Here is a 22,145-nt window from a genome sequence, read left to right on the forward strand (position 1 = left end):
GTGGTGGGGGGTGTGGCGGGGGTCCGGGCCGGGGTGACGTCTCGTGCCTGTGGCGGGGGCCGGGTACCCGGGAGACGCTGGAAGCATGACCACGACGTACGACCTGAACGCTCTCGCCGACAAGCACCTCGCCGCGGCCCGGACCTCCCCCCACGGCCGCAGCGCGCATCTCCTGCTCCGCGAGGAGATGCTCCGGCAGAGCGTGATCGCCCTGGCGGCGGGAGAGGTCATGGAGGAGCACAACGCGCCGCCCGCCGCGACGCTCCAGGTGCTGCGCGGCGAGGTCGTGCTGACGGCGGTCTCGGGCGACATGACGCTCACGGAGGGCCGGCTCCACGCGCTTCCGCACGAGCGGCACGGGCTCCGAGCGGTCACGGACGCGGCCGTGCTGCTCACGGCGGTCAACGACTGAGCGGCGCCCGTCGCGCGCGGACCTTTCGGCCGGCGCCGAACCGTTGCACGCCTAGCGTGCGGTGCATGACACACGGACAGTACGGCTGCTGCCACCGACCGGACCGGTACGGCTGCCACCGGCTGTACCAGTACGGCTGCTGCCACCGACCGGACCGGCACGGTTGCAACCGGCTGGACCAGTACGGCTGCTGCCACCGGCTGGACCAGTACAAGGACGTGCGGCAGGCCCTGGCGGCCCCCGGCCTGGCGGCCCCAGGCCTTGCGGCCCTGGCGGCCGGCCCCCTCGAAGGGACCTCCCGATGAACCAGCCCGGCCGCGCAGCCTTCAAAGCCCTGCACCACGACCCCGACGGCCCCCTCCTCCTGCCCAACGCCTGGGACCACGCCAGTGCCGCCGCCCTCGCCGGGCAGGGCTTCACCGCGATCGGTACGACGAGCCTCGGCGTGGCCGCCGCGGCCGGGCTGCCCGACGGCGCCGCGGCCACCCGCGAGGAGACCCTGCGCCTGGCCCGCGGCCTGGGCGGGGGAGCGTTCCTGCTGTCCGTGGACGCGGAGGGCGGGTTCAGCGACGACCCGGCCGAGGTCGCCGGCCTCGCCCGTGAACTGGCGCGGGCGGGCGCCGTGGGGATCAACCTGGAGGACGGCAGGGCCGACGGCACCCTCACCCCGGTCCCCGTCCACGCGGCGAAGATCGCCGCGGTCAAGGCCGCCGTACCGGACCTGTTCGTCAACGCCCGCACGGACACGTACTGGCTCCCGAACCAGCGGACCGCGCCGGAGCCGGAGACCCGGCGCCGGCTCGACGCCTACCGGCAGGCGGGCGCCGACGGCGTCTTCGTACCGGGCCTGACCGACCCGGCCGCGATCCGGGAACTCGTCGCACACCTGAGCCCGTCCGGCATCCCCCTCAACATCCTCTACTCCCCCACGGGCCCCACCGTCCCCGAGCTCGCCGCCCTGGGCGTCCGCCGCGTCAGTCTCGGTTCGCTCCTGTTCCGCGCGGCACTCGGCGCAGCGGTCACGGCGGCGCTCGACGTACGGGCGGGCCGGTACGGCGCAGCCCCCGCGGCGGCGCCGACGTACCGCGAGGTCCAAGAGCTGAGCGGCGGTGGGGAGGCCACGCAAATATGATGAAGCGGGGGATTTCCGTATCCGGAGCCGTCCATGACGCGTCCCAGCCAGCCCGAGAGCGCCGGCGACCTGCTGACCAGGCTCGGCCGCCTTGCCGCACAGGCACGCGCCGGGGCGGAGCTCCAGCACGCCCGGGTCGAACTGGCGGAAGCCCTCCAGCGCGAAATGCTCCCCGTCTCGCTGCCCGCCCTGCCGGGACTGCGGACCGCCGCTTGCTACTCGCCGGCCCGCCACGGCCTGGACATCGGCGGGGACTGGTACGACGGGTTCGCCACCCCCGACGGCGCCCTCGGGTTCTCCATCGGGGACGTACAGGGCCATGACGTGGAGGCCGCCGCCTTCATGGGGCAGATCCGTATCGCCCTGCGCGCGGTGGCCGCCTTCGCCTCGGACCCGGGCGAGGCGCTGGCCCAGGCCAACGACCTGCTCCTGTCGATGCGCCAGAACCTCTTCGCGACGTGCAGCTTCGTCCGCTTCGACCCGACGACCTGGGTACTCGAATCCGCCCGCGCCGGCCACGTCCCCGCCATCTGGGCCACGGCCGACGGCCAGTACGGCGTCTCGGCGGACGAGGGCGGACTGCCGCTGGGCATGCTGCCCGGGTCCGAGTACCCGGTCACCCGGCGCCACCTCTCGGCGGCGGGGGCGTACGTCCTGGTCACGGACGGCGTGGTCGAAGGGCCCTCGTTCCCGATCGAGGAGGGCCTGGAGCGGGTGGCTCAGGTCGTCGCGGCCGGCGCGGGCGCCGACGCCGCCGAACTGGCCGCCGCGGTGATGAAGGTCGCCGACTGCACCGGCCACCAGGACGACTCCGCGGTACTGGTCCTGCGCCACGACGCGCCACCCGTCCTCGCAGGGTGACAGCGGGCCCCCGGCAGCGCGTGTCACGCTCCGCCACCGGACGGGAGTGATTATGTGATCCAGTGGTGCGCACCGAGGAACTCCGACGCCTCTCCGAGGCCCTGCTGAGGGTCCTCGCCGTCGCCGCCGCCTACTACGCGACCGGACGGATCGGCCTGTGGCAGCGGATCAACCTCGAAGGCGCGGCCGTCACACCACTCTGGCTCCCGACGGGCGTCGCCGTCACCTGCCTGCTCTGGATGGGCCTGCGCATCTGGCCGGGCATCGCGCTCGGCGCGTTCTTACTCATCGACTCGATCCACCCCTTCCAACTCCCCGACCTCCCGATCGTCGCCGCGAACACCCTCGCCCCGATGTGCGCCTGCCTGCTCCTGCGCAAGGCGGGCTTCCGCATCGAGCTGGACCGGCTGCGGGACGGCGTCGCCCTGGTCTTCCTGGGCGGACTGCTGCCGATACTGCTCAGCGCCACCGTCGGTGCGGGCGTGCTGGCGCTCAGAGGCAGTCTCGACTGGGGCTCGTTCTGGCCGGTGTGGGCGGCTTGGTGGGCCGGCGACGCGATGGGCGTACTCGTCGGCACCCCGCTGCTGATCGCGCTGAGCAGGGCCAAGCCCCCTTGGAACACCCACCGGTGGCCGGAGGTGGCGGCCCTGCTGGTCACCGCGGCCGTCATCACACCCGTGGCCACGAGAAGCCCGCTCGCCCTGCTCTTCCTCGTCTTCCCGCTGCTCACGTGGGCGGCGCTGCGCTTCCAGCTCGCGGGGGCGGCACCGTGCGTGCTGTTCGTGTCCGTACTGGGGATCGCGGCGGCCACCGAGCGCGCCGGCCCGTTCGCCCACCACACCCTCTTCGAGGTCATGGTCAACCTCCAGGCCCTCAACGGTTCCGCCGCGCTCACCGCACTGCTGCTCGCGGCGATCGTCACCGAACAGCAGAGCATCCGCCAGAAGATCGAACAGGCGGTCAGCGACCTGACGGAAGTGGTGGGACACCTGGCGCCACGGCAGGAGGAATGAGCGACAGGAGGAACGAGAGGCCGGAGTGATGAGCGGCAGGAGGAACGACGTGACGGACGTCCCTGTTCCCTGTCAGCTGTGGCCGGCCGGGCCGGAGGGGTCTGCGGGGACCCGCCGATGGTGCTTGCGGCTCCGTCTGCCGACACCCGGCATGGCATCGCTGAAGGTGTGCGAGGCGATGCGGGCGTCCTGCCGGGCATTGATCCGGTGGATCAGGCGCATGCCCAGGAGGGTCACGAGGACGATGGCCCCGATGAGGATGATCGCCTCCATGGCCGTCACCTCCCGCTTTCCACTGCTTCAACCGTAACCCCGGGTGCCGCGCCCGCGGCAGGTCGCGCCTTCAGTGACGAGCGTGGCCGCGGCCCCCGGGGTTACCTTGAATCTACGACGGCATCGCGCCGGTCATCGCCCGCGCCGACATCGGTACGGTCGCTCGTGGGCGTCGGCCGTACGACCGAGGCGGGCGAACCACCATGGCTGAATCCGACACCCCCCACCAGCCCTCGACGCTTGTGCCGGACGCGTCCTGTCAGGGGGCGAAACCCGCAGCGGACCTGCCGCGCCTGGAGACCACCCAGTCCCGCGAAGGTCTCCTGGACGGCGCGTGGTGGCCCCGTTCCCACGACATCGAGGCCGAACTGCCCGCGCTGGTCACGGAGTTGACCTCCCGCATCGGCCCCATCGCCCGCGTCGGACTCGACTCCGCCGCCTGGGAAGAACTCCCGACCCGCCTGATCATCGACGACCGTGTCGTGCATCTCGACGCCCACGAGATCGGCGACGGCACCGCTCTCGTCACCCGCGGAGACGGGGACTACTTCGTCCTCCTGGTCGTGCCCCCCGAGGCGGAGCCCGAAGCGGCCCGCACGGCGATGGCCCGCGCCGTGTGCGGCGACAACATGACCGAGGCCGCACAACTCCGCGTCGCCGAACCCGAAGAACCCGCACAACTCCGCGTCGCCGAACCCGAAGAACCCTGAGCCGGGGAACGCCGTACGCGCTCCGGTCAGGGGTGGCGGCCCGCGAGGACGCAGAACTCGTTCCCCTCAGGGTCGGCGAGCAGGACCCAGCTCACATCGCCCTGGCCGACGTCGACGTGCCGGGCACCCAGGTCGAGCAGGCGGCGGACCTCTTCGTCCTGGTCCCTGTCGGTCGCGTTGACGTCGATGTGGAGCCTGTTCTTGACGACCTTGCCCTCGGGCACGCGCGCGAAGGTCAACGCGGGAGGCACCGGGCCGGGGCGGTTCTTGCCTTCGGGCACCGCGGGGGAGCCGATGACGACAACTCCGTCCTCTTCGTCCTGCACCTCGTAGCCGAGGACCGCGCACCAGAACCGGGCGAGCCCGTCGGGATCGGCACAGTCGATCGCAAGCTCGGTGAACTTACTGGCCATGTCAGGACCTCCACTGCCGAATACCGAATCACAGAACGCCGACGGGAACGGCGAAGGGACGCCGGGGGGAACGCCGAAGGGCCCCACCGCAAGCGGTGGGGCCCTTCAACGTATTGCCCGGTGAGAGCAATGGCGGAGGATACGAGATTCGAACTCGTGAGGGGTTGCCCCCAACACGCTTTCCAAGCGTGCGCCCTAGGCCACTAGGCGAATCCTCCGCCGCAAACAATACAAGACGTTGGGGGGTGCTCGCGAACATGATCCGGGGCGAACCCAGGGGCGGTGATCGGGCCGGGGACCGGGCTCGTGATTCCGGCCGGGCATCAGCTACTGTGGAGCCCAGCCCCTCACGTGGCGCTATCTGACTGAACTCCCCCAGGGCCGGAAGGCAGCAAGGGTAGGTCGGCTCTGGCGGGTGCGTGGGGGGCGTCTTGCGTTCCGGGCCGGTTCGCCCTCGGCGGCCGTGGTTGTCAGTGGGCGCCTATAACCTCGTATACGTGTCGTCTCTCGCGCTCTACCGCCGCTATCGCCCGGAGTCGTTCGCCGAGGTCATCGGGCAGGAACATGTGACCGACCCGCTGCAGCAGGCGCTGCGGAACAACCGGGTCAATCACGCGTACCTGTTCAGTGGCCCGCGCGGCTGCGGCAAGACGACGAGCGCGCGCATCCTCGCGCGCTGTCTGAACTGCGAGCAGGGACCCACGCCGACGCCGTGCGGCGAGTGCCAGTCCTGCCGTGACCTGGCGAGGAACGGGCCGGGTTCGATCGACGTCATCGAGATCGACGCCGCTTCCCACGGTGGTGTCGACGACGCCCGTGACCTGCGTGAGAAGGCGTTCTTCGGGCCCGCGAGCAGCCGGTACAAGATCTACATCATCGACGAGGCCCACATGGTCACGCCGGCGGGGTTCAACGCACTCCTGAAGGTCGTCGAGGAGCCGCCGGAGCACCTCAAGTTCATTTTCGCCACGACGGAGCCCGAGAAGGTCATCGGGACCATCCGCTCGCGTACGCACCACTACCCCTTCCGGCTCGTGCCGCCCGGGACGCTCAGGGACTACCTCGGAGAGGTCTGCGGCAAGGAGGACATCCCCGTCGAGGAGGGTGTGCTGCCGCTGGTCGTGCGGGCCGGCGCCGGTTCCGTGCGTGACTCCATGTCCGTCATGGACCAGCTGCTCGCCGCCGCGGCCGAGGACGGTGTGACGTATGCCATGGCGACGTCGCTCCTCGGGTACACGGACGCGTCGCTGCTCGACTCCGTCGTGGAGGCCTTCGCCTCGGGAGACGGCGCGGCCGCCTTCGAGGTCGTCGACCGCATCATCGAGGGGGGCAACGACCCGCGCCGGTTCGTCGCCGACCTCCTGGAGCGGCTGCGGGACCTGGTGATCCTGGCCGCCGTCCCGGACGCGGCCGAGAAGGGCCTCATCGACGCTCCCGTGGACGTGGTGGAGCGCATGCAGGCCCAGGCCGGAGTCTTCGGCGGCGCCGAGCTCAGCCGCGCCGCCGACCTGGTCAACGAGGGGCTCACGGAGATGCGGGGCGCCACCTCGCCCCGGCTCCAGCTCGAGCTGATCTGCGCGCGCGTGCTGCTTCCCGCCGCGTACGACGACGCCCGCTCCGTGATGGCCAGGCTCGACCGCCTGGAGCGCGGCGGCCACTTCGTACCCGCGGGGCAGGGCTCCGGCCCCGCCATGGGGTACGTTCCCGCGCCCGACGCCCACCCCGGTGCGGCCGCCGCCGTGCAGGTTCCTCCGGGGGGCGGCCCGGCCGCTGCCCGTTCGGCGGTGCGGGGGTCGGGCCCCGGCGGCGAGAGCGCGCCTGCACCCGCTCCTGCCTCAGCCCCTGCGCCTGCACCCGCTCCCGCAGCGCCTGCTCCCGCCCCGGCCCCTGCTGCTCAGGCCGCCCCCGTGGCTCCGGCCGAACCCGCGCCCGCGGCGCCCCCTGCCGGGGCCGCACCCGGCGCGTGGCCCACAGCCGCCCCGGCCGGTGGAGGCCGACGCCCCGGCGGGTGGCCCACGGCCACGCCCACCGGCGGTGGCGGCAGCGCGGGCACTGCCGGTGGAGCTGGTGGCGGTGCCGGTGGGGGACAGCCCGCCGCGGCGCCCACCCCGCCTCCTGCCCAGCCCCAGCCACAGGCCCCCGTCGCCGCGGCACCCCCGGCCACCGGTGGGCTCGACCCGCGAAGCCTGTGGCCGAACATCCTTGAGGTGGTCAAGAACAAGCGCCGCTTCACCTGGATCCTGCTCAGCCAGAACGCGCAGGTGACCGGCTTCGACGGCACGACCCTCCAGCTCGGTTTCGTGAGCGCCGGAGCGCGGGACAACTTCGCGAGCAGCGGCAGCGAAGAGGTCCTGCGGACGGCGCTGGCCGAGCAGTTCGGCGTCCAGTGGAAGGTCGAGGCGGTCGTCGACCCCTCGGGCGGTGGTGGCGGCCAGGCCCCGCCCCCCGCGCCGGGCGGCGGCTACCCGGGCCAGGGCGGCGGTTACCCGGGTCAGGGCGGCGGCTATCAGGGTCAGGGTGGCAGTTATCCGGGTCAGGGCGGCGGCGCCCCCGCGGCGCCCACCCCGTCCACTCCGCCGGCCCCGCACGCCCAGGCCCCCGCCGCGCCGCGCCCCCCGGAGCGGTCCGCTCCGCAGGCATCCGCCCCCGCACCGGCCCCCGCGCCGAGACCGGCGGCCCCGGAGCCGCCCCCGGTCTCCATCGAGGACGACATCCCGGCCGACGACGACGCCGACCTCGACGAGTCGGGGGTCCTCTCCGGCCACGACCTGATCGTCCGCGAGCTCGGGGCGACGGTGGTCGAGGAGTTCACGAACGAGTAGGCGGCCTCGTGGCGGGGACCGGGCAGCACGGGCACCCAGCACAGCCACTGCCCACAGGCTCAGCCCTCCGTAAAGCCGTCGGACCGGAGCCGCAGCACCCCGTTTCATGGAGAAACGCACGAACGCCCGCCGCCCCCGCGCTCGGCGGCCCGTACAAGAGCACACCGGACCGCCGCCTATGCTGGCTGGCGTGAAGGTCCTCGTCATCGGCAGCGGCGCCCGCGAACACGCCCTGTGCCGCTCAATGTCCCTCGACCCCGACGTCACCGCGCTGCACTGCGCGCCCGGCAACGCAGGAATCGCCGAGGTCGCCGAGCTGCACCCGGTCGACGCCCTCGACGGCGCCGCCGTGGCCCGGCTGGCCGGTGAGCTGGCCGCGGACCTCGTCGTGGTCGGCCCGGAGGCACCCCTTGTCGCAGGGGTCGCCGACGCCGTACGCGCCGCGGGCATCCCCTGCTTCGGCCCCTCCGGGGAAGCCGCACAGCTGGAGGGCTCGAAGGCCTTCGCCAAGGATGTGATGGCGGGGGCCGGCGTGCCGACCGCCCGCTCGTACGTCTGCACCACCCCGGCCGAGGTCGACGAGGCGCTCGACGCCTTCGGCGCCCCCTACGTCGTCAAGGACGACGGGCTCGCGGCCGGCAAGGGCGTCGTCGTGACCGACGACATCGAGGCCGCCCGCGCGCACGCCAACGCCTGCGACCGCGTCGTCATCGAGGAGTTCCTCGACGGCCCCGAGGTCTCGCTCTTCGCGATCACCGACGGTGTGACCGTCGTCCCGCTCCAGCCCGCGCAGGACTTCAAGCGCGCGCTCGACGGCGACGCGGGCCCCAACACCGGTGGCATGGGCGCCTATTCGCCACTGCCGTGGGCCGATCCGAAGCTCGTCGACGAGGTCATGGAGACGGTCCTCCAGCCGACCGTCGACGAACTGCGCCGCCGCGGCACGGCCTTCTCCGGCCTGCTGTACGCGGGGCTCGCGATCACCTCGCGCGGCGTACGGGTCATCGAGTTCAACGCCCGGTTCGGCGACCCGGAGACCCAGGTCGTCCTCGCCCGCCTGAAGACCCCGCTCGCGGGCGTCCTCCTCGCCTCGGCCAACGGCACGCTCGCGGACCTGCCGCCCCTGCGCTGGAGCGACGAGGCGGCCGTGACCGTGGTCCTGGCCTCCCACAACTACCCGGAGACGCCGCGCACCGGCGACCCCATCACCGGGCTCTCCGACGTGGCCGCGCAGGACGCGCCGCACGCGTACGTCCTGCACGCCGGGACGAAGCGGGACGGGGACGCCGTCGTCAGCGCCGGAGGCCGCGTGCTCTCGGTGACCGCGACCGGCTCGGACCTGACGCAGGCCCGCGAGCGCGCGTACGCGGCGGTCTCGCGCATCGGTCTCGACGGCTCGCAGCACCGCACCGACATCGCGGCGAAGGCGGCCGCGGAGGCCTGACCGAAAGCCTCACCTGCGTGAACCTCAGGCCCTTGATCCGGACCGGATCAGGGGCCTGAATGTCATCCACCTCTACCCAAAGCCATTCCATCGAGTGACCGCTCGCCCATCCGGCTGACGATGCCTTGTGCCCCAACTAGGGTGCGGCGAAAGCGTTCCGGCACTTGGCCCACCGGCATTGCGATGTCAGTGACGGATGCCACAGTGGGGGCATGGACAGAGCCATGGGTGCAGGCAACATAGGCAGCAGGGGGTGACATCGGTCGTGTCCGGTATGGGTGCGGAGATGGGCGCGCAGTCCGCGCGCTCCCGGGCTCTCGCGGTGCTGCGTATCCGCGGCAGAGCGCTGGCCGTCGCCCTGCTGCCCGCGGCCTTCGCGGTCGTGCTGGCCGCGGGCGCCGCCACCGGGCACATGGCAGGCGACGGCTGGCGGACGGCGCGGTGGATCGTGACGGTCGTCGCCCTGGTCGTCCTGGCCGCCGCGGCGGGCATCGCCCTCGTGGTGGCCCGGGCCCGCCCGGCCGTCAGCCCGACGGTGCCGATCGCCGAGGAGCGGGCCCCCGATCTCTACCGCCTGGTGCGCGACCTGGCCGACCGGCTCGACGTCCCGGCCCCCTCCGCCATAGCGCTCACCCCGGACTGCGACAGCTGGCTGGAGGACCGTACGCATCCCGCGCACGGACCGCCCAGACCCAAGGACGACGAGGGCCGTATCCCGCGGGACGCCGACGGTTCGGGTATCCGGGCCGGCGGTGCGGGCCGGGGCCGGGTTCCGGCCGCGCCGGTCCTGGTCATCGGCTCCCCCTTCCTGTGGTGGATGCGCGTGGGCGAGCTGCGCGCCGTCCTCGCCCCGGTCGTCGCCGGTACAGGGCCGTCGGCGCACCCGGACATAGCGGCCGCGCGCCGCTTCGTGCGGGGCCTGGACGCGGCGGTCGCCGTCGCGTCGGCGCCCGGTCGCGGTCCGCTGGGGCGGGTGGTGCTCGGCGGCGTCGGCTGGGTCGCGCGCCTGCTGCTGCGCAGCTGCCGGGAGTACGCGGGCGAGATGGAGCGCGGGGTCGCGGCGGCCGCCGCCGAGCGTGCACAGACTGTGGACTACGGCGTGCGGATCGTCGCCCAGGAGCAGGTCGGCCTGGCCTACGCGGGCTGGGACCGGCTCCTCACCCGGGTCGCGCTGCCCGCCTGGCGCATGGGGCGCTGGCCCTCCCGCCTGGACGTGGGCGTCGTGGCCGCTCTCACCGAGCTGTCCCGGCGCGACCGCCTCGCCGAGGGGTTCGCCTCCCGGCTCGGGGAGCGGCCCGCCTGCGATCTGCTGGAGGAGCCGGGCCTGGTGGACGAGGCGGCGTCGCTGCTCGCGGCCCGGCTGTTCCACGGAGGCCCCGCCGAGCCGGGCCCCGACTGGGCGCCGGTCGACTGGCAGGAGTATCCGGACGAGGTCGTGGACCGCAAGTGGCGCATGGACGCGGCGCGTCTCCACCGCGTCCTCGACGCACTCGGCGTACGCGGCTGTGCTGATCCGGCGTCCCCCGACCCGGACGGCCCGACACTCGCCCGGGTGATGGACCACCTCGCGACGGCGACGCGCGCCGGGGACTCCGTAGAGGCCGGGGACTCCGTGGAGCCGGTGGCACTGGCGGACCCCGCCGGCGCCGACTCCGGCTCCCCCACCCCCGAAGCTCGCGAGGACGCCCCCGAAGCCCACGACGACGACCTCGACGACGCGGAGGACCCCGAGGACCCCGACGACCGTGAGGACACCCCCACCGCGCTGCTCGCCGCCGGCCTGAGTGCCGAGTCGGCCCGAGAGGAGAGCGAGCGCCCCGCCCCGCCCGTGCCCGCCGCCGGACAAGGGCCCGACGAGGCGCTGTGGGACGAGAGCGTGCTCCCGCTCTTCCCGCTCCAACCGCCGCGTACAGGACGGGAGTTGGTGGCCGATCACGTCACGGCGATGGTGTGCTGCGCCGCCGTGGACACGGCCGGAGCCACCCCTGGTCTCGACTGGCTGGACGGCCCCTCGCTCCTGGTCGACGGGGAGCGCGCCAAGGACCTGACCCCGCGTGTGCTGAGCCTCGTGGAGGAGGGAGACCCGGAGCCTCTGCGCGCCTGGCTCGCCCGCCTCGGCATCCGCCCCGAGAAGCCGGTCCGCCTGGTGTAGGGCGCGACGGAAGACGCGGCACACCCCCACCCTGCGCCCCTCACGCGGCACGCATCCGCACCGCTCAAACCCTCAACCCCCGGAGGCTCGGGTTCCGTTCACGTCAATTCGCGACGAACGGTGACGGAGTGCGTGCGTAATGTGATGTGCTGGGGCCCGTCGCTGACAGACGGCGTACGAGGGCTCGGGGGAGCGAGGGAGGGGAGCGGGCATGGGGCCGGAACGGGAGGGGCAGAAGGCCGGACGGCCGGACCACGCGCGCTCACCCCGCACCATCCGACGCTGGGAGTCCGGAGCGCTGGCCCACGCCGTGAGCGATCCTTTCGGCCAGGGCCCGCTGCCATGGCTGCGCGGCAGCGAGCACTACTTCGACGACACGGGACACGTGGTCCCCTGGTACGTCGACCACGTCCCTCAGCCCGGCGCGAGCGACATCGCGACCAGCATCCCGAATCCCCGCACCGGCGGCCCCCGCGTGGCCGACGACGTGCACCGCCAGATCAAGGGCTTCACGTCGACCGGAGCGGCCGCGCCCGGCGAGGCGATCGACTTCCACATCACGGTGGACCCGCCCCAGCAGTTCAGCGTCGACATCTACCGGATCGGCCACTACGGCGGAGACGGCGCCAGCAAGATCATCACCAGTCCGCGGCTCTCCGGCATCGTCCAGCCGCCCCCGCTCACCGCGGACCGCACGGTCTCCTGTCACCACTGGTGGCTGTCCTGGCGCCTGCAGATCCCGTCGTACTGGAACGTGGGGGCGTACGTGGCCGTCCTCACCACCGTCGACGGCTACCGCTCTCACGTCCCCTTCACGGTCCGCGACAGCCGCCCCGCCGACCTCCTCCTGCTCCTGCCGGACGTGACCTGGCAGGCGTACAACCTCTACCCGGAGGACGGGCACACGGGGGCGAGTCTCTACCACGCGTGGGACGAGGAGGGCCGGCTGCTCGGCGAGGGTGACGCGGCGACGACGGTCTCCTTCGACCGCCCGTACGCGGGCGCGGGCCTCCCCCTGCACGTGGGCCACGCCTACGACTTCATCCGCTGGGCCGAGCGGTACGGCTACGACCTCGCGTACGCGGACGCCCGCGACCTGCACGCGGGCCGCGTCGACCCGACCCGCTACCGGGGCCTCGTCTTCCCCGGGCACGACGAGTACTGGTCGACGCCGATGCGCCGCACCACGGAAGTGGCCCGCGAGCACGGCACCTCCCTCGTCTTCCTCTCCGCCAACACCATGTACTGGCAGGTGGAGCTGGGCCCGTCCCCGTCCGGCGTGCCGGACCGGCTGCTCACCTGCCACAAGCGCAGAGCGCCCGGGAAGTCGGCCCTGTGGCGCGAGATCGACCGTCCCGAGCAGCAGCTCATGGGCATCCAGTACGCGGGCCGGGTCCCGGAGCCGCACCCCCTCGTCGTGCGCAATGCCGACCACTGGCTGTGGGAGGCCACCGGGGCGCACGAGGGCGACGAGATCGACGGCCTGGTCGCGGGCGAGGCCGACCGCTACTTCCCGCGCACCGCGCTGCCCGAGCACGAGGACCGCATCCTGCTCGCCCACTCGCCCTACCGCGACAGCGAGCGGGCGCCGCGTCACCAGGAGACGTCCCTGTACCGGGCGCCGTCCGGATCGCTGGTCTTCGCGTCCGGCACGTTCGCCTGGTCCCCGGCCCTCGACCGCCCCGGCCATGTCGACCCGCGGATCCAGCGCGCGACGGCCAACCTCCTCGACCGGATCTGCAAACGCGACTGACCAGCCGCGCCCCGACCCGGCCCCGCCGCTGCCGCCCACCGGACCCGTGGCCAAAACTCATCCCCGTATGAGCGAGAATCAGGTGCACTCGTACATATCCACGGGGAGGAACCGTGTCCGGATTCGTCGAAAAGCCCGAACCCCAGCAGGTGCCGGGCCTGGTACACCTCCACACCGGCAAGGTGCGGGACCTGTACCGGAACGAGGCGGGCGACCTCGTGATGGTCGCCTCCGACCGTATGTCCGCCTATGACTGGGTGCTGCCCACCCCCATCCCTGACAAGGGCCGTGTGCTCACGCAGCTGTCGCTGTGGTGGTTCGACCAGCTCGCCGACCTGGTCCCCAACCACGTCCTGTCGACCGAGCTGCCGCCCGGCGCCCCGGCCGACTGGCAGGGCCGCACCCTCATCTGCAAGTCGCTGCGCATGGTCCCCGTCGAGTGCGTGGCCCGCGGCTATCTGACGGGCTCCGGCCTCGTCGAGTACAACGCCTCGCGCACGGTCTGCGGCCTCGCCCTGCCCGAGGGCCTGACCGACGGCTCCGAGCTGCCCGCCCCGATCTTCACGCCCGCCACGAAGGCCGAGGTCGGCGAGCACGACGAGAACGTGAGCTACGAGGAGGCGGCCCGCCAGGTCGGCGCGGAGACCGCCGCCGAGCTGCGCCGGATGACGCTCGCCGTCTACGGCCGGGCCCGGGACATCGCGCGGGAGCGCGGCGTGATCCTCGCGGACACCAAGTTCGAGTTCGGCTTCGACGGCGAGGCGCTGATCCTCGGCGACGAGGTCCTCACCCCGGACTCGTCCCGCTTCTGGCCCGCCGCCGAGTGGGAGCCGGGCCACGCCCAGCCGTCGTTCGACAAGCAGTACGTGCGGAACTGGCTGACAGGCCCCGAGTCGGGCTGGGACCGCAAGAGCGAGCAGCCGCCGCCCGCGCTGCCGCAGCAGGTCGTGGACGCGACGCGCGCCAAGTACATCGAGGCGTACGAGCGCCTGACCGGCGTCAGCTGGTAGCGACGGCGCGCCGGATGCGCGAAAGCCCCCGGCACCTGAGGTGCCGGGGGCTTTCTGTGGAGCGAACGACGAGGTTCGAACTCGCGACCTCAACCTTGGCAAGGTTGCGCTCTACCAACTGAGCTACGTTCGCACTGCGCCGTGGCGCGAGAGCAACTATACCCAACCCCGCTCCCGTGCGAGCCGCACCGCCGAGTGCCGGTTCTCGGCCCCGAGCTTCGAGACGGCGGAAGACAGATAGTTCCGTACGGTCCCCTGCGAGAGCGCGGCGCGCTCCGCGATCTCCGCCACGGGCGCCCCGTCGGCGGCGAATTCGAGCACCTCGGCCTCGCGCGCGGTCAGCGGGGAGTCGCCCGCGGCGATCGCGTCCGCCGCCAACTCCGGGTCCACATAACGGTTTCCCGCGTGCACGGTCCTGATGATCTCGGCGAGCCGCTGGGCGCTCACGGTCTTCGGCACGAAGGCGCGCACCCCGGCGGACAGGGCCCGCTTCAGATGCCCGGGGCGCCCGTGACCGGTCACGATCATGACCCGGCACGCGGGCAGTTCACCGCGCAGAGCTGTGGCGACCTTCACACCGTCGGCGCCCGGCATCTCCAGATCGAGCACGGCCACGTCGGGCCGGTGCGCCCGGGCCATGGCGAGCGCCTCGGGCCCGGTGGCGGCCTCGGCGACGACGACCAGATCGTCCTCGAGCCCGAGCAGCGCGGCGAGCGCCCCGCGGATGAGGTGCTCGTCGTCGGCGAGCAGCACGCGCACGGTCACCCGGCGCTCCTTTCGTACGCGGCGTCGCGCCGCTGTTCCACGGTGGGCCCGGCGAGCGGCACCTCGGCCACCACCCGGAACATCCCGTCCACGTCCGGTACCGCACCGGCCTCAAGCGTCCCGTCGACCTCGGCAAGGCGCTCCCGCAGCCCCGCGAGCCCCGACCCGCCGCTCAGGGCCCCAGGCGTTCCGGCCCCGTCGTTCTCCACGCTCAGGACCACCGCGTCCGGACCCACCCGTACGCCGATGTCGCAGCGCCGGGCGTCCCCGTGCCGCAGCACGTTCGTCGTGGCCTCACGGACGACCCAGCCGAGGGCGGACTGTATGGGGCCGGGCAGCTCGGCGGCCGGACCCGTCACCTCGCAGGAGATCCCCGCGGCGGTCAACACGCCCTGAGCGCCCGCCAGTTCGGCCGACAGGTCGGCTTCGCGATAGCCGCGTACGACCTCCCGTACTTCCTTCTGTGACTCCTGGGCGATGCGCTGCACCTCGGTCATCTGGTCCACGGCCTCGGGCCGCCCGCGCAGGGTGAGCTGGACCGCGAGCTCGCTCTTCAGCGCGATCACGGCGAGATTGCGGCCCATCACGTCATGGAGATCGCGTCCGAACCGCAGCCGCTCCTCCGCGACGGCGAGCCGCGCCCTGGTCTCGCGGGCCCCGTCGAGTTCGTGGACGGCGTTCAGCAGCCAGACGGAGAATCCGGCGGTCAGCGCGAAGATCGCGGTGGTGAACAGCACGGTGGCCGCCGTGATGAGGGCGGCGGGCGCGGGCAGCCCGGACGGCACGGACGCCGCCCCGGCACCGAGGGACGCGCCGAGCGCCGCGCCGATCACCCGCCTGCGGGTGCGCAGCCCGGGCGTGGCACAGCCCGCGCCGACCATGAGGATGCCGACGAAGAGGACGAGCGCCGTGCGGGTGCCGGCCTCCTCGTCCGCGGGCACCCGCATCATCACGCCGAGCGTCCCGACGGCGATCACGGCGGTGACGACGCCGTACGCGATGACGAGGCGGACCGGCTGCTCGCGCCGGCCGCGCGTCCAGTCGAGCGCCCTGGACGTGGTCACCGCGCCGAAGAGGGCATGCGCACAGAGCGCGAGGAACAGGGACCAGGCGAGCACGGCCGGCACCTCACCGAAGGCGAGCGGCCCGAGCCAGCAGATCTCGACGAGCCCGAAGGAGTGCAGAGACCACCGTGTGTACGTCTCCACCTTCGCCGGGGTGCTCTTCCCCCGCCACCACGCGCCAGGCCGTCTCATGTCCCCGCTCCGTCGGATCAACGCCGTGGTTCCCAGCGGAACCACCGTCGTACAGCAAACACGGCGAGGACGGTCCAGGCCACAGCGGTGGCGACGGCGCCCAGGGCGTCGTACGCGGAGAGGTCCCCGGTCCAGCCGCCCCGTACGAGGGTGATCACCGGTGTGAGGGGCAGCAGTTCGCACATCGACGCGAGACGGTCCGGCATGACTTCGAGCGGTACGACGGTGCCGGAGCCGAGCAGTGAGAGGAGCAGCAGCGGCATGGCCGCGACCTGCGCGCTCTCGACGCTCTTGCTGAAACTCGCGGTGACGGCGGCGAGCGCGGGCCACATCACCAGCCCCAGCAGCAGCCCCAGCACGGCGTAGTACGGCGCCTGCGGAGCTCCCACGTCGAGGAACGCCGTGCAGGCGGCGACGAGGACGAGGCTCTGCGCGAGGCCGATGGCGACGGAGGGCACCGCGGCGCCCGCGAGGATCTCCCCGTCCCGCAGCTCACCGGTACGCAGCCGCTTGAGGACGAGTTCCTCGCGCCGCGCCGCGTACACGCCGACCAGCGCGCTGTAGACGGCGAAGAGGAGGGAGAAGCCGATCGCGGACGGCAGCAGCACCGAGCCGACGGTGAGCCCCGCACCCTTCAGGTCCATGCTGTCGACCGACGAGCCCACGCTGAACGGCAGCACCAGCGGCACGAACACCGCGGTGAAGAGCGTGCCCTTGCTGCGCCCGATCAGCGTCAGCTCCGCGCGGGCGAGCGCCCGCATCCGCCCTGCGGCCGTCGTGCCGCCCGTGACCGCGGGCATCGCCTTGTCCGTCACGACCGCGCTCATCGCGCCGCCACCTCGTCCCTGTTCTCCGTGCCGGCCATGGTTTCCGTACGCGCGTCCTGCGCGATCCGCAGGAACGCCTCTTCGAGGGAAGCGCTGCGCACATCGAGCCCCCGCAGCTCGACCCGGGCGTCCCTGGCCCACAACAGGAGCCCGGTGGCGGCCCGTTGGAGCTCGCCGGTCCGCAGCCGGATGGTGCGGCCGTCCGTCTCGTGGCCGCTGACGCCGAGCTCGGCGAGCGGCGGGAGGTCGCCGGGGAAGTAGCCGTCGGGAAGTTCGAAGGAGATGTGCGAGGGCTGGGCGGCGACGACCTCGTCGACGCGGCCCTCGGCGGCGATCCGCCCCTCGTGCAGGATGGCGAGCCGGTCGGCGAGCTCCTCGGCCTCTTCGAGGTAGTGGGTGGTCAGCAGCACGGTGGTGCCCTCGGCGCGCAGCTCGCGCACCAGGTTCCAGGTGGCGCGCCGCCCCTCGGCGTCGAGGCCGGTGGTGGGCTCGTCGAGGAAGAGGACCTCGGGCCGGCCGAGCAGCGCGAGCGCCAGGTCCAGGCGCCGTTTCTCGCCGCCGGACAGCTGCTTCACGCGGACCCGGGACCGCCGTTCGAGCCCGACGAGCTCAAGGGCCTCACCGGCGGGCCGGGCATCGCTCGTGCATCCGCCCCACATCCGGACGGCCTCGGCGACGGTCAGCTCGGACGGAAAGCCGCCTTCCTGGAGCATGACCCCGACGCGCGGCCTGACCAGGTCGCGTTCCGTGTACGGGTCGTGCCCGAGGACCCGTACACGGCCGCCGGCCGGGGCGGCGAGTCCTTCTAGGAGTTCGACGGTGGAGGTCTTGCCCGCGCCGTTGGTGCCGAGGAGGGCGAAGAGTTCTCCTCGGGCGACGGAGAAGGTCACTCCGCGCACCGCCTCGTACGAGCCCCCGTACACGCGTCGCAGATCGGTGACGTCGATCACGCGCTCGTTCGTTTCCATGCTCCGAGCCTTTCCTGGCGCCGAGGCGAGGAGCAGTGCGCGCTGTCACCGAACCGCATGACAAATGTCAGAGCGGGTCGCGGACATGCAGAAGGCCCCGGTCCGATGGACCGGGGCCTTCAACTGGAGCGAACGACGAGGTTCGAACTCGCGACCTCAACCTTGGCAAGGTTGCGCTCTACCAACTGAGCTACGTTCGCACTGCCTCCGATCGACTCTCATCGATCGGCGCGAGCACCAGCCTACCGCACTCCGAAGAGTGGTTGGTACGCGATGCAGAGCGGGTGACAGGAATTGCACACTGCGCCTTCCCCCTGGAAGGGGGATGTTCTACTACTGAACTACACCCGCAAGACTCCGTGAGGTTCGGCGTTTCGGCCTCGCCCCTCGGCGTGCTCCAGACTTTAGCTGATCAACAGGGGTGCAGCGCAAGTCGGCTGCTCTGCGGGCTGCCGGAGGGGGTCAGTTGGCCGCCTCGAACGCCTCGTAGACCCGCTTGGGGATGCGGCCGCGCGGCGGGACGTCCATCTTGTGCGAGCGCGCCCAGGCGCGGACGGCCGCCGGGTCGGCGGACACCGCGGTGTGCTTGAAGCTCCTGACGGTCTTGCCCGAGGAGGCCCTGCCCGAGCCGGTCTGCTTGCGGCCGGCCTGGAGGAAGGGGGCCAGCGCCGTGCGCAGTTTCTTGGCATTGGCTGGATTCAGGTCGATCTCGTACGACTTGCCGTCGAGACCGAACACGACCGTTTCTGCGGCTTCTCCGCCGTCGATGTCGTCGGAGAGAGTGACTACGACACGCTGCGCCACGAATATCGGTCCCTTCGTGCGACATCTACGCCTTGACGTGCGCCGATGTCGACTGTCCGGCTGTTATGGGGCAAAGGACAGGCGAACTGCCCGCTTTCGCCATTTCCCTTTTTACCTTGCCCGGCATTGCATTGTGAAGACCGACTAAATCCGCCCGCGTGTCCGGAGGCAATGGGTCTCCGAAATCTTTCCCCGGATTTTCCACGGGATCACCGCGCTGTTGCAGTAACGTGATGCGGCTCTCGTAGCTTCCTACGGTCTACGCGAGTAGAAATTTTGTCCGGGTAGTCTGAAGGGACCTGCTCAGCACCACACACCGGGAGTGCCAGTGGCACGCGTCGTAGTCGACGTCATGCTCAAGCCGGAGATCCTCGACCCCCAGGGCCAGGCGGTGCAGCGTGCACTGCCGCGCCTCGGTTTCGAGGGCATCTCCGACGTACGTCAGGGAAAGCGATTCGAACTCGAGGTTGACGGGCCCGTCGACGATGCCGTCCTCGCCCGTATCCATGAGTTGGCCGACACGTTCCTCGCCAACACCGTGATCGAGAACTTCACCGTGAAGGTGGAAGAACTCGCGGTGGGGGCAGAAAAGTGACCGCTCGTATTGGCGTCGTCACTTTTCCTGGTTCCCTCGACGACCGGGACACGCAGCGCGCGATCCGACTCGCCGGCGCTGAACCCGTAGCCCTCTGGCACAAGGACAAGGATCTGAAGCAGGTCGACGCCGTCGTCCTGCCCGGTGGATTCTCCTACGGCGACTATCTGCGGGCGGGTGCCATCTCCCGGTTCTCGCCGGTGATGGAGAGCGTCGTGGACCAGGCCAAGGCGGGTCTTCCCGTTCTCGGTATCTGCAACGGCTTCCAGGTCCTGACCGAGGCGCACCTGCTCCCCGGCGCGATGCTCGGCAACGACCATCTGCACTTCATCTGCCGTGACCAGAAGCTGCGCGTGGAGAACACGGACACCGCCTGGACCGTCGACTACATGGCGGGCCAGGAGATCCACATCCCGCTGAAGAACATGGACGGCCGCTACGTCGCCGACGAGCGCACGCTGGACATGCTGGAGGCGGAGGGCCGCGTCGTCTTCCGTTACGTGGACTTCAACCCGAACGGCTCGCTGCGGGACATCGCCGGCATCACGAACGAGGCGGGCAACGTCGTCGGTCTGATGCCGCACCCGGAGCACGCCGTAGAGCCGCTCGTCGGCTCCGGTCGCACCGACGGCCTCCCCTTCTTCACCTCGATCCTCAAGAAGCTGGTCGCCGCCTCATGAGCCTCGACACCGTTGAGAACGCCGCACAGACCCCCGACGTCGAGCTCCCCTGGGCCGAACTCGGCCTGAAGAAGGACGAGTACGAGCGGGTGGTGGAGATCCTCGGCCGCCGCCCGACCGGCGCCGAGCTCGCCATGTACTCGGTGATGTGGTCCGAGCACTGCTCGTACAAGTCGTCGAAGATCCACCTGCGCCAGTTCGGCGAGAAGGCCCCGCAGTCCGACGCGCTGCTCGTCGGCATCGGTGAGAACGCCGGTGTCGTGGACGTCGGCCAGGGCTACGCGGTCACCTTCAAGGTCGAGTCGCACAACCACCCGTCGTACGTCGAGCCCTACCAGGGCGCGGCCACCGGCGTCGGCGGCATCGTGCGCGACATCATCGCGATGGGCGCGCGCCCGGTCGCGGTCGTGGACCCGCTGCGCTTCGGCGCGGCCGACCACCCCGACACCAAGCGTGTCCTGCCGGGCGTCGTCGCCGGCATCGGCGGCTACGGCAACTGCCTGGGCCTGCCGAACATCGGCGGCGAGGTCGTCTTCGACGCCTGCTACCAGGGCAACCCGCTGGTCAACGCGGGCGCCATCGGTGTCATGCGGCACGAGGACATCCACCTCGCGAAGGCGTCGGGACCGGGCAACAAGGTCATCATGTACGGGGCCCGGACGGGCGGCGACGGCATCGGCGGCGCCTCCATCCTGGCCTCCGAGACCTTCGACGACGCGAAGCCCTCGAAGCGCCCCGCCGTGCAGGTCGGTGACCCCTTCCAGGAGAAGCTGCTCATCGAGTGCACCCTGGAGGCCTTCGCCGAGAAGCTCGTCGTCGGTATCCAGGACCTCGGTGCCGCCGGAATCTCCTGCGCCACCAGCGAGCTGGCGTCCAACGGCTCGGGCGGTATGCGCGTCGAGCTGGACGACGTACCGCTGCGCGACTCGACGCTCTCTCCTGAGGAGATCCTCATGAGCGAGTCGCAGGAGCGCATGTGCGCGGTGGTCGAGCCGGAGAAGGTCGACCGCTTCCTGGAGATCTGCGAGAAGTGGGACGTCATCGCCACCGTCATCGGTGAGGTGACCGACGGCGACCGCCTGGAGATCTTCTGGCACGGCGAGAAGATCGTCGACGTCGACCCGCGCACGGTCGCCCACGAGGGCCCGACCTACGAGCGCCCCTACGCCCGCCCCGAGTGGCAGGACGCGCTCCAGGCCGACGACGCGAACAAGCTGCCGCGGCCGTCCTCCAAGGAGGAGCTGAAGGCCCAGGTCCTGAAGCTGGTCGCGTCGCCCAACCAGGCGTCGAAGAAGTGGATCACCTCGCAGTACGACCACTTCGTGCAGGGCAACACCGTCCTCGCGCAGCCCGAGGACTCGGGCATGATCCGCATCGACGAGGAGACCGGGCTCGGCGTCGCCATCGCGACCGACGGCAACGGCCGTTACGCGAAGCTCGACCCGTACCACGGCGCGCAGCTCGCCCTCGCCGAGGCGTACCGGAACGTCGCGACGACCGGCGCCAAGCCGCTCGCGATCTCCGACTGCCTGAACTTCGGTTCGCCCGAGGACCCGGACGTCATGTGGCAGTTCGTCGAGGCCATCCGCGGTCTCGCCGACGCCTGCCAGATCCTCGGCACCCCGGTGACCGGCGGCAACGTCTCGCTGTACAACCAGACGGGCGAGGCCGCGATCCACCCGACGCCGGTCGTGGCCGTGCTCGGCGTCATCGACGATGTCGCCCGCCGCACGCCGGTCGCCTTCAAGGAAGAGGGCCAGCTCCTCTACCTGCTCGGCGACACCCGCGAGGAGTTCGGTGGTTCGGCCTGGTCGCAGGTCGTCCACGACCACCTCGGCGGTCTGCCCCCGCAGGTCGACCTGGAGCGGGAGCGGCTGCTCGCCGACATCCTGATCTCGGCGTCCCGCGACGGCATGATCGACGCCGCGCACGACCTGTCCGACGGCGGTCTGATCCAGGCCGTGGTCGAGTCGGCGATGCTCGGCGACAAGGGCGCCCGGCTCATTGTGCCCGACGGCCTGGACGCGTTCACGTTCCTGTTCTCCGAGTCGGCGGGCCGCGCGGTCGTCGCCGTCCCGCGGAGCGAGGAGCTGCGCTTCACCGACATGTGCGGCGCGCGCGGCCTCCCGGCCACTCGCATCGGCGTGGTCGACGGCGACGCGGTGGACCTCCAGGGCGAGTTCGCCCTCTCCCTCACGGAACTCCGCGAGGCCCACGAGGCGACGATCCCGGCGCTGCTGGCCTGAGACCAGGTC

At 71.8% G+C, this 22,145-nt stretch carries 21 protein-coding genes, 4 tRNA genes and 1 other RNA gene; 15 read left to right on the forward strand and 11 right to left on the reverse strand.

The genetic code is table 11. From position 1 onward, the window contains the following. The first annotated feature begins 85 nt into the window (after positions 1–85). The 5 genes from ACIPWY_RS15115 to ACIPWY_RS15135 all read left to right on the forward strand — a co-directional run bounded on the left by ACIPWY_RS15115 (position 86) and on the right by ACIPWY_RS15135 (position 3,418). A complete protein-coding gene (locus tag ACIPWY_RS15115) occupies positions 86–412 on the forward strand; it encodes a cupin (protein WP_351986527.1) in 327 nt (108 codons plus the stop codon). 65 nt (positions 413–477) lie between these two features. Beyond that, positions 478–717, forward strand: a complete 240-nt coding sequence (locus ACIPWY_RS15120) for a hypothetical protein (protein ID WP_393699152.1) — start codon at positions 478–480, stop codon at positions 715–717. Beyond that, on the forward strand, positions 714–1,544 hold the full coding sequence (locus ACIPWY_RS15125; RefSeq protein WP_393699150.1) for an isocitrate lyase/phosphoenolpyruvate mutase family protein: 831 nt from the start codon (positions 714–716) through the stop codon (positions 1,542–1,544). Before ACIPWY_RS15120 ends, ACIPWY_RS15125 begins: the two co-directional genes overlap by 4 nt. 33 nt (positions 1,545–1,577) lie before the next feature. Beyond that, positions 1,578–2,405 carry a PP2C family protein-serine/threonine phosphatase gene (locus ACIPWY_RS15130; RefSeq protein WP_362908463.1) on the forward strand — a complete coding sequence of 276 codons (828 nt, stop codon included), beginning with the start codon at positions 1,578–1,580 and terminating at the stop codon, positions 2,403–2,405. Positions 2,406–2,467: 62 nt separating this feature from the next. Further along, positions 2,468–3,418 (forward strand): MASE1 domain-containing protein, encoded by a 951-nt coding sequence (locus ACIPWY_RS15135; RefSeq protein ID WP_362908462.1) that lies wholly within the window; start codon positions 2,468–2,470, stop codon positions 3,416–3,418. 72 nt (positions 3,419–3,490) lie between these two features. Here ACIPWY_RS15135 and ACIPWY_RS15140 read toward each other — a convergent pair whose 3' ends face one another. After that, positions 3,491–3,691, reverse strand: a complete 201-nt coding sequence (locus ACIPWY_RS15140; protein WP_393699147.1) for a hypothetical protein — start codon at positions 3,689–3,691, stop codon at positions 3,491–3,493. Positions 3,692–3,894: 203 nt separating this feature from the next. Here ACIPWY_RS15140 and ACIPWY_RS15145 point away from each other — a divergent pair, with 203 nt between their 5' ends. Continuing rightward, the gene (locus ACIPWY_RS15145) at positions 3,895–4,401 is read left to right on the forward strand and encodes a DUF5994 family protein (protein WP_362908460.1); all 507 of its coding nucleotides are present in this window, start codon (positions 3,895–3,897) and stop codon (positions 4,399–4,401) included. Between the two features lie 26 nt (positions 4,402–4,427). Here ACIPWY_RS15145 and ACIPWY_RS15150 read toward each other — a convergent pair whose 3' ends face one another. Beyond that, positions 4,428–4,814, reverse strand: coding sequence for a VOC family protein (locus ACIPWY_RS15150; RefSeq protein ID WP_362908459.1), 387 nt, complete (start codon positions 4,812–4,814; stop codon positions 4,428–4,430). 130 nt (positions 4,815–4,944) lie between these two features. Further along, positions 4,945–5,032: transfer RNA gene (locus ACIPWY_RS15155), tRNA-Ser, on the reverse strand. A 121-nt stretch (positions 5,033–5,153) separates the two neighbouring features. Here ACIPWY_RS15155 and ffs point away from each other — a divergent pair. The 6 genes from ffs (at position 5,154) to ACIPWY_RS15185 (ending at position 13,995) form a co-directional block, all read left to right on the forward strand. Further along, positions 5,154–5,248, forward strand: an RNA gene (ffs, locus tag ACIPWY_RS15160) — signal recognition particle sRNA small type. Between the two features lie 63 nt (positions 5,249–5,311). Next, the gene (locus ACIPWY_RS15165; RefSeq protein WP_393699089.1) at positions 5,312–7,636 is read left to right on the forward strand and encodes a DNA polymerase III subunit gamma and tau; all 2,325 of its coding nucleotides are present in this window, start codon (positions 5,312–5,314) and stop codon (positions 7,634–7,636) included. A 190-nt stretch (positions 7,637–7,826) separates the two neighbouring features. After that, complete coding sequence (gene purD, locus ACIPWY_RS15170) at positions 7,827–9,080, forward strand: phosphoribosylamine--glycine ligase (protein ID WP_362908457.1); 1,254 nt, start codon at positions 7,827–7,829, stop codon at positions 9,078–9,080. A 274-nt stretch (positions 9,081–9,354) separates the two neighbouring features. Beyond that, on the forward strand, positions 9,355–11,232 hold the full coding sequence (locus tag ACIPWY_RS15175) for a hypothetical protein (protein WP_393699748.1): 1,878 nt from the start codon (positions 9,355–9,357) through the stop codon (positions 11,230–11,232). Between the two features lie 211 nt (positions 11,233–11,443). Further along, positions 11,444–12,985, forward strand: coding sequence for a N,N-dimethylformamidase beta subunit family domain-containing protein (locus ACIPWY_RS15180; protein ID WP_393699087.1), 1,542 nt, complete (start codon positions 11,444–11,446; stop codon positions 12,983–12,985). A 113-nt stretch (positions 12,986–13,098) separates the two neighbouring features. Beyond that, positions 13,099–13,995, forward strand: coding sequence for a phosphoribosylaminoimidazolesuccinocarboxamide synthase (locus tag ACIPWY_RS15185; RefSeq protein ID WP_362908455.1), 897 nt, complete (start codon positions 13,099–13,101; stop codon positions 13,993–13,995). Between the two features lie 57 nt (positions 13,996–14,052). Here the strand turns inward: ACIPWY_RS15185 and ACIPWY_RS15190 are convergent. From ACIPWY_RS15190 to ACIPWY_RS15225, 8 genes are all read right to left on the reverse strand, one after another. After that, positions 14,053–14,128: transfer RNA gene (locus tag ACIPWY_RS15190), tRNA-Gly, on the reverse strand. Positions 14,129–14,151: 23 nt separating this feature from the next. After that, entirely contained in the window at positions 14,152–14,760 is a 609-nt protein-coding gene (locus tag ACIPWY_RS15195; protein ID WP_100598940.1) for a response regulator transcription factor, read from the reverse strand. Then, positions 14,757–16,016, reverse strand: coding sequence for a sensor histidine kinase (locus ACIPWY_RS15200; RefSeq protein WP_393699084.1), 1,260 nt, complete (start codon positions 16,014–16,016; stop codon positions 14,757–14,759). The genes ACIPWY_RS15195 and ACIPWY_RS15200 overlap by 4 nt, the downstream gene beginning before the upstream one ends. A gap of 17 nt (positions 16,017–16,033) precedes the next feature. Beyond that, entirely contained in the window at positions 16,034–16,843 is an 810-nt protein-coding gene (locus ACIPWY_RS15205) for an ABC transporter permease (protein WP_393699082.1), read from the reverse strand. Continuing rightward, positions 16,840–17,811, reverse strand: coding sequence for an ABC transporter ATP-binding protein (locus ACIPWY_RS15210; RefSeq protein ID WP_393699080.1), 972 nt, complete (start codon positions 17,809–17,811; stop codon positions 16,840–16,842). Before ACIPWY_RS15210 ends, ACIPWY_RS15205 begins: the two co-directional genes overlap by 4 nt. Positions 17,812–17,935: 124 nt before the next feature. Next, positions 17,936–18,011, reverse strand: a tRNA-Gly gene (locus ACIPWY_RS15215). 79 nt (positions 18,012–18,090) lie between these two features. Further along, a tRNA-Gly gene (locus ACIPWY_RS15220) sits at positions 18,091–18,162 on the reverse strand. 111 nt (positions 18,163–18,273) lie between these two features. Continuing rightward, a complete protein-coding gene (locus ACIPWY_RS15225; RefSeq protein ID WP_362908452.1) occupies positions 18,274–18,615 on the reverse strand; it encodes an Lsr2 family protein in 342 nt (113 codons plus the stop codon). A gap of 328 nt (positions 18,616–18,943) precedes the next feature. Between ACIPWY_RS15225 and purS the strand changes: the two genes are divergently transcribed. Genes purS through purL form a run of 3 tightly spaced genes read left to right on the forward strand, consistent with a single transcriptional unit; the run spans position 18,944 to position 22,136 of the window. Next, complete coding sequence (gene purS / locus ACIPWY_RS15230) at positions 18,944–19,210, forward strand: phosphoribosylformylglycinamidine synthase subunit PurS (protein WP_362908451.1); 267 nt, start codon at positions 18,944–18,946, stop codon at positions 19,208–19,210. Beyond that, positions 19,207–19,890: a phosphoribosylformylglycinamidine synthase subunit PurQ gene (gene purQ / locus ACIPWY_RS15235; protein WP_362908450.1), complete on the forward strand. Its 684-nt coding sequence runs from the start codon at positions 19,207–19,209 to the stop codon at positions 19,888–19,890. Before purS ends, purQ begins: the two co-directional genes overlap by 4 nt. Continuing rightward, the gene (gene purL, locus ACIPWY_RS15240; RefSeq protein WP_393699076.1) at positions 19,887–22,136 is read left to right on the forward strand and encodes a phosphoribosylformylglycinamidine synthase subunit PurL; all 2,250 of its coding nucleotides are present in this window, start codon (positions 19,887–19,889) and stop codon (positions 22,134–22,136) included. The genes purQ and purL overlap by 4 nt, the downstream gene beginning before the upstream one ends. Positions 22,137–22,145 lie beyond the last annotated feature (9 nt).

Origin of the sequence: Streptomyces sp. NPDC090032 (genome assembly GCF_044748025.1) — a bacterium.
Taxonomy (GTDB): domain Bacteria; phylum Actinomycetota; class Actinomycetes; order Streptomycetales; family Streptomycetaceae; genus Streptomyces.

Excerpts from the sequence above, each read along its gene's own strand:
- ACIPWY_RS15115 (WP_351986527.1), top strand. The coding sequence starts at position 86 with ATGACCACGACGTACGACCTGAACGCTCTCGCCGACAAGCACCTCGCC.
- ACIPWY_RS15120 (WP_393699152.1), top strand. The coding sequence starts at position 478 with ATGACACACGGACAGTACGGCTGCTGCCACCGACCGGACCGGTACGGC.
- ACIPWY_RS15125 (WP_393699150.1), top strand. The coding sequence starts at position 714 with ATGAACCAGCCCGGCCGCGCAGCCTTCAAAGCCCTGCACCACGACCCC.
- ACIPWY_RS15130 (WP_362908463.1), top strand. The coding sequence starts at position 1,578 with ATGACGCGTCCCAGCCAGCCCGAGAGCGCCGGCGACCTGCTGACCAGG.
- ACIPWY_RS15140 (WP_393699147.1), bottom strand. The coding sequence starts at position 3,691 with ATGGAGGCGATCATCCTCATCGGGGCCATCGTCCTCGTGACCCTCCTG.
- ACIPWY_RS15145 (WP_362908460.1), top strand. The coding sequence starts at position 3,895 with ATGGCTGAATCCGACACCCCCCACCAGCCCTCGACGCTTGTGCCGGAC.
- ACIPWY_RS15150 (WP_362908459.1), bottom strand. The coding sequence starts at position 4,814 with ATGGCCAGTAAGTTCACCGAGCTTGCGATCGACTGTGCCGATCCCGAC.
- ACIPWY_RS15175 (WP_393699748.1), top strand. The coding sequence starts at position 9,355 with ATGGGTGCGGAGATGGGCGCGCAGTCCGCGCGCTCCCGGGCTCTCGCG.
- ACIPWY_RS15180 (WP_393699087.1), top strand. The coding sequence starts at position 11,444 with ATGGGGCCGGAACGGGAGGGGCAGAAGGCCGGACGGCCGGACCACGCG.
- ACIPWY_RS15200 (WP_393699084.1), bottom strand. The coding sequence starts at position 16,016 with ATGAGACGGCCTGGCGCGTGGTGGCGGGGGAAGAGCACCCCGGCGAAG.
- ACIPWY_RS15205 (WP_393699082.1), bottom strand. The coding sequence starts at position 16,843 with ATGAGCGCGGTCGTGACGGACAAGGCGATGCCCGCGGTCACGGGCGGC.
- ACIPWY_RS15210 (WP_393699080.1), bottom strand. The coding sequence starts at position 17,811 with ATGGAAACGAACGAGCGCGTGATCGACGTCACCGATCTGCGACGCGTG.
- purL (WP_393699076.1), top strand. The coding sequence starts at position 19,887 with ATGAGCCTCGACACCGTTGAGAACGCCGCACAGACCCCCGACGTCGAG.